The organism is uncultured Caballeronia sp. (genome assembly GCF_964243625.1).
Classification (GTDB): domain Bacteria; phylum Pseudomonadota; class Gammaproteobacteria; order Burkholderiales; family Burkholderiaceae; genus Caballeronia.
In genome coordinates, this window is the sequence record NZ_CAXTGZ010000216.1 from 1 (window position 1) to 9151 (window position 9151).

The following is a 9151-nucleotide window of genomic DNA, read 5'->3' on the forward strand; positions in this document are numbered from 1 at the left end:
CGTGCGTACCGACAGGCGCATACACGCGACACGGCCGGTTGAGCTTGTCGCGTCCGGTGACTTCTTCGTACAGCGGTTCGCCCATGCCGTGCAGGCACTGGAACTCGTACTGGCCGGGATAATAGTTCCCACCGGCGAGATGATAGATAGCCGACAACGTGAACGCATTATGCGTGGCGAATTGCGGGTAGACGGCATCGGGCGCGCCAAGCAATTTCTTCGCGCAGGCCACGTACGAGATGTCCGTATAGATCTTGCGCGTATAGACGGGATAACCTTCGAGGCCATCGACTTGAGCGCGCTTGATTTCCGAATCCCAGTACGCGCCCTTGACCAGCCGGACCATGATCCGATGACGGCTGCGGCGCGCGAGATCGATCAGATAATCGATGACGAACGGGCAGCGCTTTTGATAAGCCTGCACCACGAAACCAATACCGTTCCAGCCTGCCAGTTCGGGATCGAAGCAAAGCGCTTCGAGCAGATCGAGAGAAATTTCGAGCCGGTCCGCTTCCTCAGCATCGATGTTCAAGCCGATGTCGTAGCGACGCGCGAGCAGCGCCAGCGCCTTCACGCGCGGCAGCAACTCGGTCATCGTGCGCTCTTGTTGCGAGCGCGAATAGCGCGGATGCAAGGCCGACAACTTGATCGAAATGCCCGGGCCTTCGTAAATGCCGCGCGATCCCGCCGCCTTGCCGATTGCGTGAATCGCCTGTTCGTACGATGCGTAATAACGCAGCGCGTCTTCTTCGGTTGTCGCGGCTTCGCCGAGCATGTCGTAGGAGTAACGGAACCCGCGCGCTTCGAACTTGCGGCTGTTCGCCAGCGCTTCCGAGATCGTCTCGCCCGTGACGAACTGTTCGCCCATCAGGCGCATGGCCATGTCGACGCCCTTCCTGATCAGCGGCTCGCCGCCCCGTCCAATCAGGCGCGTCAACGCCGACGACAATCCCGCTTCGCTGTTCGTGGTGACGAGCTTGCCGGTGATCATCAAGCCCCACGTCGCCGCGTTCACGAACAAGGACGGCGCCTGGCCCATGTGCGAGCGCCAGTCGCCCTTGCTGATCTTGTCGCGGATCAACGCATCGCGCGTAGCGCGATCGGGAATGCGCAGCAGGGCTTCGGCAAGACACATCAGCGCGACGCCTTCCTGGCTCGACAAGGAGAACTCGTGAATCAGGCCTTCAACACCGCCGCCCGTCTGCTTTTTGCGCAGTGCTTCGACGAGCTTGGTCGCCATCGCGTTCGTCTCGTTGGCGACACTCGCCGACAACCGCGCCTGCCCGATCAGGAACGGCACGCATTCCGGCTCAGGTCGCCGATACGCCGCCGTGATCGCCGCGCGCAACACGGATTGCGGTTGCACGTTCTGGGCGAAATCGAGAAACGGATGTGGCGCGCCGTCCTCGTCGGAATCGGTATGCGTGGAAGATTCGATTGAATCGGCCGCGCCGAGTACACCGGACAGTTCCGCTGGCAACTGTCCATGTTCGATGCGTTCCAGGTACGCGAAGATCGCCTGCTTGATGAGCCAGTGCGGCGTGCGTTCAAGGCGCGTCGCTGCGTCTCTCAGACGCGTGCGCAGGAGATCATCGACTTTGACGCCCAGGGTGGTGCTCGCCATAACTCGTTCCTTGCCGACGTTGAACGACGGCGATAGCTTGAAAGTGGCCGAATCGTAACTCGCACATAAAAAAGGTGCAACCGCCAAATAAGGGATGGGTTGCACCTGTGGAAACCCTTATACACAAAGGGATTAGGGGTAATTGAGGATGGCGGCGTTGGCGGCAGATGCCTAGGATTCTCGCGACTGGTGATTTTTCAGCACCACCCTAATTAATTCCTCCTTGCTGCCGATAACTCGGGTACGGCCAAAGTAGCGACGAATCCATAGCGGCCGAATTCTAAACAGCCGCGGTTTCGGGAGCAGAGGATATGAGCAACTGGATGGTCTTCATGATCGTATGGGCGATGGTCGCAATGTGCGTAGTCTTGTTCATCCGCGGAGCGCACCCGCACGTGGAGCGCCCGGACGGCGAAAACCGTGGCGGGAATCGCGATCGCAAAGCTGGCGCGTTTGCGCCCAGCGCGGACGTTGCGCGGTAAAACGAAGTCGGTGCGGGCCTAGATATCGAGTGGATCGACTTCAACGTTCCATCGAATCAGGCCTTTGACCTTGATTCCTCGCAACACGGGTTGCCAGGCCCTGAGCGCGTTCTGCAAGACCGCTCGTGACGCGCATTCAAGCAGCAATTGTGCGCGATGCACATTGAACACCTTCACAATCGTCAGCGGCACCGCGTCATAGACCGTCACCCTCTCGGCCCCAGGCAGCGCAGCAAACTCCGCGGCCGCCGCGCCCAGAAAGTCCAGCGCGACTTCCAGCGTCCGCCCTTCCGCCCGCAACATCGCCTGATAAACAAACGGTGGCAAATGCGCATCGCGCCGTTCGGCCAGCGTCGAATTGGCGAAGCCGACGTAATCGTGCCGGGCCAGCGCGTGGTAAAGCGCGTGCCGTGCATAGCGCGTCTGGATCATCACTTCGCCAGGCAAGCCTGCGCGCCCCGCACGTCCGCTCACCTGCATCAACTGCGCAAACAGCCGTTCGCTTGCGCGGAAGTCGTGCGAGAACAGCGCTGTGTCGGCGTTGAGAACACCAACTAAAGTCACGCGCTGAAAGTCGTGCCCCTTCGCGATCATCTGCGTGCCGACGAGAATATCGACTTCGCCCGCGTGGACATCGGAGAAAAGCGCCTGCGCGCTGCCTTTGCGCCGCGTGCTGTCGGCATCGATGCGCAGGACCCGCGCGCCCGGCACCGCCGTCGCCAGGGTTTCCTCGACGCGTTGCGTGCCACGCCCCATCGGAGCGATGTCCACGTTGCCGCAATCCGGGCAGGACTTCGGAATGCGCGATTCCCAGCCGCAATGGTGGCAGCGCAGCGCGCGTTCGGGCTTGTGGAGCACGACGTAGGCGCTGCATCGCGGACAGCCGGCGACCCAGCCGCAGGCATCGCACGAAAGGATGGGCGCGTAGCCGCGGCGGTTGAGGAACACGAGGCTTTGTTCGCCGCGTGCGAGTCGCGTCTTCATCGCGGCAACCAAAGGTCCGGACAAGCCTTCCACCGACGCCCGGCCGCGTTGCTTTTCCTCTTCCAGATCGATCAGCCGCACGCTCGGCAGGACGGCGGTCGCCACTGCACGGCGCGTCAGCGTGAGTTTGACGTAGCGGCCCTGCTCGGCCTGCCACCAGCTTTCCAGCGATGGCGTCGCCGACCCGAGCACGACCGGAATCCCGATTTCCTTCGCCCGATACACCGCCAGATCCCGCGCCGAATAACGCAAGCCCTCCTGCTGCTTGTACGCGGGATCGTGTTCTTCATCCACGACGATCAGCGCCAGCTTCGGCATCGATGCCAGGATAGCAAGCCGCGTCCCGAGCACGAGCCGCACGCGGCCGGTATGTGCCGCGAGCCAGTTGCGCGCGCGTTCTCCCTCGGCCAGGCCGCTGTGCATCGTGACGATGGCGCCTTCCGGCAACGCAGCGAACCGGGTGCGGAAAGCGGCTTCGAATTGCGGCGTGAGGTTGATTTCAGGGACGAGCACGAGCGCCTGAGCATCAGGGCGGGCAGCGAGCAGATCGGCCAGTGCGTGAAGATAAACCTCGGTCTTGCCGCTGCCCGTCACGCCATGCAGCAGGAACGCGGCGAAACCTTGCGCGTGGCGGATGGCATCGACGGCTTCGGCTTGTTCGGCTGTGAGCTGCGGCAAAAGCGCATCACTGGCGTGGAGCAACGCGGCTTTTTCCAGCGATGGTTCTAGCGCAATGTCCTCCGCCGGAACATCGCCCGTTTCCAGCGATACCCAACCGTGGGACTGCCATTCATCGAGCGTCGCGCGGGCTTTCGGATGCAGCGCGCGGGCATCGGCAGCGGGTAGCGTGGGGTTGGCAGCGAGGGCATCGGCCAGGCGCCGCAGCGCGGTCGCGCGCACGGGCAGGCCATCGGGAAGATTGGCGCGCCCTTCGGCAGTCAACCTGTAGCGCTCATCGGGCGCGAGCAACTTCGCCCAGCGCGATGCATCGCGCAAAACCTGCGGCAGCGCGGGCAAGGCGACCTCGCCCAATCCGCGCTGATAATAATCAGCGGCGAACAGCGTCAACGCCCGCCATTCCTGTGCAAGCGGCGCAAGCGCGCTGCAAATGGCGACCACATCGCGCAACTTGTCAGCCGGAACATCGCTATGGTCCGTGACTTCGCAAATCATGCCGACCGCATCACGACGCCCGAACGGAATCTGCACCAGCATGCCGGGAAGCGGCGTGGGCGCGAGGTTGTATCGATAGTCGAAAAGTGTCGCCAGCGGGTGGTCCAGCGCGACGCGAACGAAGACGCTCAATTGCCGCACCGCCCGCGAACCACAGCGCCGCAGTGCTTCCACCTGAACATGAGGCTGAGCGTTACGAAGTTAAAGTGAAACATCACAATCGCCGCTAAGCCGTGGATTATTTTTGAGATTTCGTCGCTTTCCACAGGGCTGTGGATAACTTTGTTGAGAACTTTGGTTGACACGGGCAAAAAACCGCGATCTCGCTGCTTGTGTTCGGTACCCCACATAGCGGGAGTAGTCTGAATTTCTCTTATTAATCATGCATTTGAGATGACAATTCACAACCTCGCGAAGCCCTTTTGGTATGCATTGAGGATTGCGCGCCGCAGCGTACAAAATGTGCATAAGTCAACTCTTGACATTAGGCGAACGGCCAAACCACGGGCATTTCGAGCCACTCTTGCTGCCCCGCGAATCGTCTTGCGTAAGCTTTTCGTGACGCAGCGCAGCAATCTTTTTTGATCAAATGTCAGCTCTTTGAGCGAATTGCGCGACTGTGCCGATGCACTTCGTCAACCAGTTCCGCGACGTTTTCCGGCAGTGTGAACTGCGAGATTCCGTGGCCCAGGTTGAACACATGCCCCGGATGGTTGCCGAAACTGTCGAGCACCGCACGCGCTTCCGTGCGGATCACCGCCGGCGATGCAAACAGCACCGTCGGGTCGATATTTCCTTGCAGCGCGACCTTGTCACCCACCTTCTCGCGCGCCCGGCCGAGGTTCACCGTCCAGTCGAGACCCACTGCGTCCACGCCGATCGATGCAATCTGTTCCAGCCACAAGCCGCCGCCCTTCGTGAACGTGATGACCGGCACCTTGACGCCATCGTGCTCGCGCTTGAGTCCCGCAACGACCTTCGCGATGTAATCGAGCGAAAAGCGCTGATACGCGCCATCGGCGAGCGCACCGCCCCACGTGTCGAAGATCATCACGGCTTGCGCGCCCGCTTCGATCTGCGCGTTCAGGTATGCCGTCACGGACTGCGCGTTGATATCGAGAATGCGATGCATCAGGTCCGGCCGCGAATAGGCCATCGCCTTGACCCTGTGATGATCGGGCGAGCCGCCGCCTTCCACCATGTAGCAGGCGAGCGTCCACGGGCTGCCCGAAAAGCCGATCAGCGGCACTTTCTGGCGCCCTTGTGCGTCGGTGAGTGCGCGGCGAATCTGCGATACCGCGTCGGTCACGTAACGCAACGTGGCATCGATATCCGGCACCGCCAGCTTCGCCACGTCCTCCTCGGTGCGCACCGTGCGCTCGAACCGGGGACCTTCGCCCTGCACGAAATTCAGGCCAAGGCCCATTGCGTCGGGGATGGTCAGGATGTCGGAGAACAGGATGGCGGCGTCGAGCGGAAAACGTTCGAGCGGCTGCAGCGTGACTTCCGTGGCGTAATCCGGGTTGGTCGCGAGGCCGAGGAAACTGCCGGCGCGCGAACGCGTGGCGTTGTACTCAGGCAAGTAGCGGCCCGCCTGACGCATCAGCCAGATCGGCGTGTAGTCGGTCGGCTGGCGCTGCAGCGCGCGCAGGAAGGTATCGTTGAGAAGTGTGGAAGGCACGTGGCTCAGGCTTTAGCGTTAGGCAAAAGGGCATTCTACCGGACGCGGCGGCGGGATTTCCGCCACCTTCCATGTGGTCCGAGGCCGGGGCATCGCCAATATCCAGCGCGCGGTTGCACCGATATCATCGGCCGCTCGCAACGTACAACAAGGAGCATTGATGAGATTCTTCGCCTTCTGCGCCGCCGTATCCGTTTTATCGATGGCCTTCGCGTCCGGCGCATCCGCGCAGACCGTGCAGGCCGGCAGCATCACCGGCAAGTCCGCGCCGGTGGCGAGTGCGCCGTCGGCAACCGCGGCGCCCGCTTCCCGGCTCGATGAAATCCTCGCACGCGGCACGCTGCGCATCTGCACCACGGGCGACTACAAGCCGCATTCGTTCCTGCGGCCGGACGGACAGTTCGAAGGCATCGATATCGACATGGTGCAGAACCTGGCGCGTTTCCTGAACGTCAAGCCGGAGTTCGTGAAGACATCGTGGTCAAACCTGATGAGCGATTTCACGGCGAAGTGCGACATTGCGGTCGGCGGGATTTCCGTCACGCTGGAGCGCCAGAAGCACGCGTTTTTCACGCAGCCCTACATGGTCGATGGCAAGACGCCAATCGTCCGCTGCGCCGATGCCGACAAATACCAGACCGTTGAACAGATCGATCAGCCGGGTGTGCGCACGATCGTGAATCCCGGGGGCACGAACGAGAAATACGCGAAGCAATTCCTGACACATTCGCAATTGATCGAGTACCCGGACAACGTGACGATCTTCAAGGAGATCCTCGATGGCCGCGCCGACGTCATGGTCACCGATGCCTCCGAAACGCTGCTCCAGCAAAAGCTCAATCCCGGATTATGTTCAGTGCATCCGGACAAGCCCTTCCAGTTCGCGGAGAAAGCGTATCTGCTACCACGCGGAGATGTGGTGTTCCAGCAATACGTGGATCAATGGCTGCATTTGTCGCGATCGACGGGTGAGTACCAGTCCATCTTCGATAAATGGCTTAAGTGAAGCTAAATCGACGCTTACGAATCTGTGCGTAAGCGCCGCGTAATCCAATGGCGCTGACCGGCAAAAAGTCAACGCGGTGCGTGTAACAATTCACCGAGGCGCATGGCCGTTTTTCTCATCCACGCTTCAGCGGATTTCGAGTGCGCCTGGATCCGGCCAAAGCCGTGGGTCATGTCTTTCGCATCGATCACCTCGACGCGGCCGCCATTGGCCTCCAGAAAACGCGTGAATTCGTGCGCGTCGTCGTACAGCGGATCGTATGCAGCGCCCACAATCAACGCCCGTGCCGGTGTCCGGTCATATGACTCGGCGAGGGGGAACGCGCGGACATCGTCATCGGCGGGCGGTTGGCTGGTCAGGAACTGCGCCCAGTACCACCTCATCTCTTCCGTGCTGAGGCCCGGCCCTTCGGCATTTGCCGTAAAGCTGCCGCCTTCGAAGCGGCATCGCGCGACCGGATAGATCAGCAGTTGCGCAGTCACCAGACCCGCCACACGGTCGTTCGCCGCACGCGCCGCGACGGCCGCGAGGTGACCTCCGGCGCTATCTCCGGCCACGCCCAGACGGTTCGTCGCGAAGCCCAGCCGCGACCGATGCTCGGCCAGCCACAGCAGTGCATCGAGCGCGTCGTTCACAGGCGTTGGGAACGCAAATTCGGGCGCAAGCCGATAGTCCACGCTCACCACCGCGCAATTCGAATCCAGCGCGAGGCGCGCGACCATCAGGTCGTGCGTGTCGAGATCGCCGAGTACCCAGCCGCCGCCGTGGAAATAAACGACGAGGGGCAACGGCCCGCTGGCTTCCTCCGGCCGATAAACCCGCGCCCCCAGATCACGCCCGTCGAGCGGCAACACGATGTTTTCCACTTTGACGCCGGCCGGACGCGATGCTGCGAACTTGCGCGCCACGTCCTGGAATCGTTGCCGCATGGCCTGTGCGTCGGCATCGGCGGGGAGTGGGGGGAAGGCTTCAGCGACCTTTGCGTAGTACGCGAGCAGGTCTGCGTCGATGGTCATGCGTCTTGTCTCCATGCATTGCGTCGCTCGATCTGGCCGACGGGATTCTGATTGTGCTTAAAAATATGGGACTGTGCTTGAACGTGAACTGCATAAGCAAAATCGCCTCTCCACAGACAAAAAGCCGACGAGAAATCCCGCTTAGCCTTGCGGTTCAAGGGTTACAACCTGAAACACTTTGTTACGGTGACGCCCGGATTATTCGCCCACAATCACTTCAACGGTCTCAACACATATGTGATCGAGTGCAGTGTGGGAAAAGAGCAACACCACTCACTTGCGCTCATCGGTCGGCACAGCGCCGAAGCCCGGTTTTCAGGGGCATGTTTGTTGGGTTCGTTGGTCGACAAAACAGGAATCGGCCCCTTTCCCACCTTTGGTCTCCTCGCGCTAACCCCGTAGCGTGTGGTTTTTAGCGGGCTCCAGGCCCGCTTTTTTTTCGTCTGGACAAACGTTTGCGCAAGAATGAAATGGTTGCCGTGATTATTCCGGCGACCGTTTTTTTGTGTCGAATCATGATCTTCAAGCAGTTTTCACTTCGGAGAGCTTCAGCTCGTCGATCATCTGGGCGCGCATGATGAACTTCTGGATCTTGCCGGTGACGGTCATCGGCAGTTCGTCTACGAATCGAATGTGCCGCGGGATCTTGTAGTGCGCAATTTGTCCCTGGCAGAACTCGCGGATATCTTCGGGCGTTGCGTACTCCCCTTGTCTGAGAACAATCCACGCGCAGACCTCTTCGCCGTATTTACTATCGGGAACGCCGAAGACTTGCGCGGACTGAATCTTCGGATGGCGAAACAAGAACTCTTCGATCTCGCGCGGATAGATGTTCTCGCCGCCGCGAATCAGCATGTCCTTTAACCGTCCAACAATGTTGCAATACCCCTGCGCGTCGAGCGTGGCGAGATCGCCGGTATGCATCCAGCCGTCGATGATCGCCTCCCGCGTCTTCGCTTCATCGCCCCAATAGCCTCTCATCACCGAATAGCCGCGCGTGCAGAGTTCGCCCGTCTCGCCGACCGGGACGATCTCGCCGAGCGGATTGACGAGCTTCACTTCCAGATGGGGCTGGATCTGGCCGACGGTGGTCGTGCGTTTATCGAGGGGATCGGTGGTCGAGCTTTGGAAGGACACGGGACTCGTTTCGGTCATCCCATACGCGATGGTGATCTCGCGCAGGTT

The 9151-nt window shown here is 60.9% G+C and carries 7 protein-coding genes; 2 read left to right on the forward strand and 5 right to left on the reverse strand.

The window, feature by feature from the left end; translation table 11 throughout:
• Positions 1–1624 (reverse strand): proline dehydrogenase family protein (locus ACFFAR_RS16060; protein WP_375508113.1); only part of this gene is annotated, 1624 nt, incomplete at its 3' end.
• 311 nt (positions 1625–1935) lie between these two features.
• Between ACFFAR_RS16060 and ACFFAR_RS16065 the strand changes: the two genes are divergently transcribed.
• Positions 1936–2106 (forward strand): hypothetical protein, encoded by a 171-nt coding sequence (locus ACFFAR_RS16065; protein ID WP_162915983.1) that lies wholly within the window; start codon positions 1936–1938, stop codon positions 2104–2106.
• Between the two features lie 18 nt (positions 2107–2124).
• Here the strand turns inward: ACFFAR_RS16065 and ACFFAR_RS16070 are convergent, their stop codons facing one another.
• Positions 2125–4395, reverse strand: coding sequence for a primosomal protein N' (locus tag ACFFAR_RS16070; RefSeq protein WP_174364014.1), 2271 nt, complete (start codon positions 4393–4395; stop codon positions 2125–2127).
• 460 nt (positions 4396–4855) lie between these two features.
• Positions 4856–5944, reverse strand: a complete 1089-nt coding sequence (hemE, locus tag ACFFAR_RS16075) for a uroporphyrinogen decarboxylase (RefSeq protein WP_174364013.1) — start codon at positions 5942–5944, stop codon at positions 4856–4858.
• A 160-nt stretch (positions 5945–6104) separates the two neighbouring features.
• On the opposite strand from hemE, the gene ACFFAR_RS16080 reads away from it, so the two are divergent.
• Positions 6105–6950 carry a transporter substrate-binding domain-containing protein gene (locus tag ACFFAR_RS16080; RefSeq protein ID WP_375508114.1) on the forward strand — a complete coding sequence of 282 codons (846 nt, stop codon included), beginning with the start codon at positions 6105–6107 and terminating at the stop codon, positions 6948–6950.
• A gap of 68 nt (positions 6951–7018) precedes the next feature.
• Here the strand turns inward: ACFFAR_RS16080 and ACFFAR_RS16085 are convergent, their stop codons facing one another.
• Both ACFFAR_RS16085 and ACFFAR_RS16090 read right to left on the reverse strand, forming a co-directional pair.
• Positions 7019–7966 carry an alpha/beta hydrolase fold domain-containing protein gene (locus tag ACFFAR_RS16085; RefSeq protein WP_174365045.1) on the reverse strand — a complete coding sequence of 316 codons (948 nt, stop codon included), beginning with the start codon at positions 7964–7966 and terminating at the stop codon, positions 7019–7021.
• A 522-nt stretch (positions 7967–8488) separates the two neighbouring features.
• On the reverse strand, positions 8489–9151 hold a 663-nt coding region (locus tag ACFFAR_RS16090), incomplete at its 5' end, for an AMP-binding protein (RefSeq protein WP_375508115.1).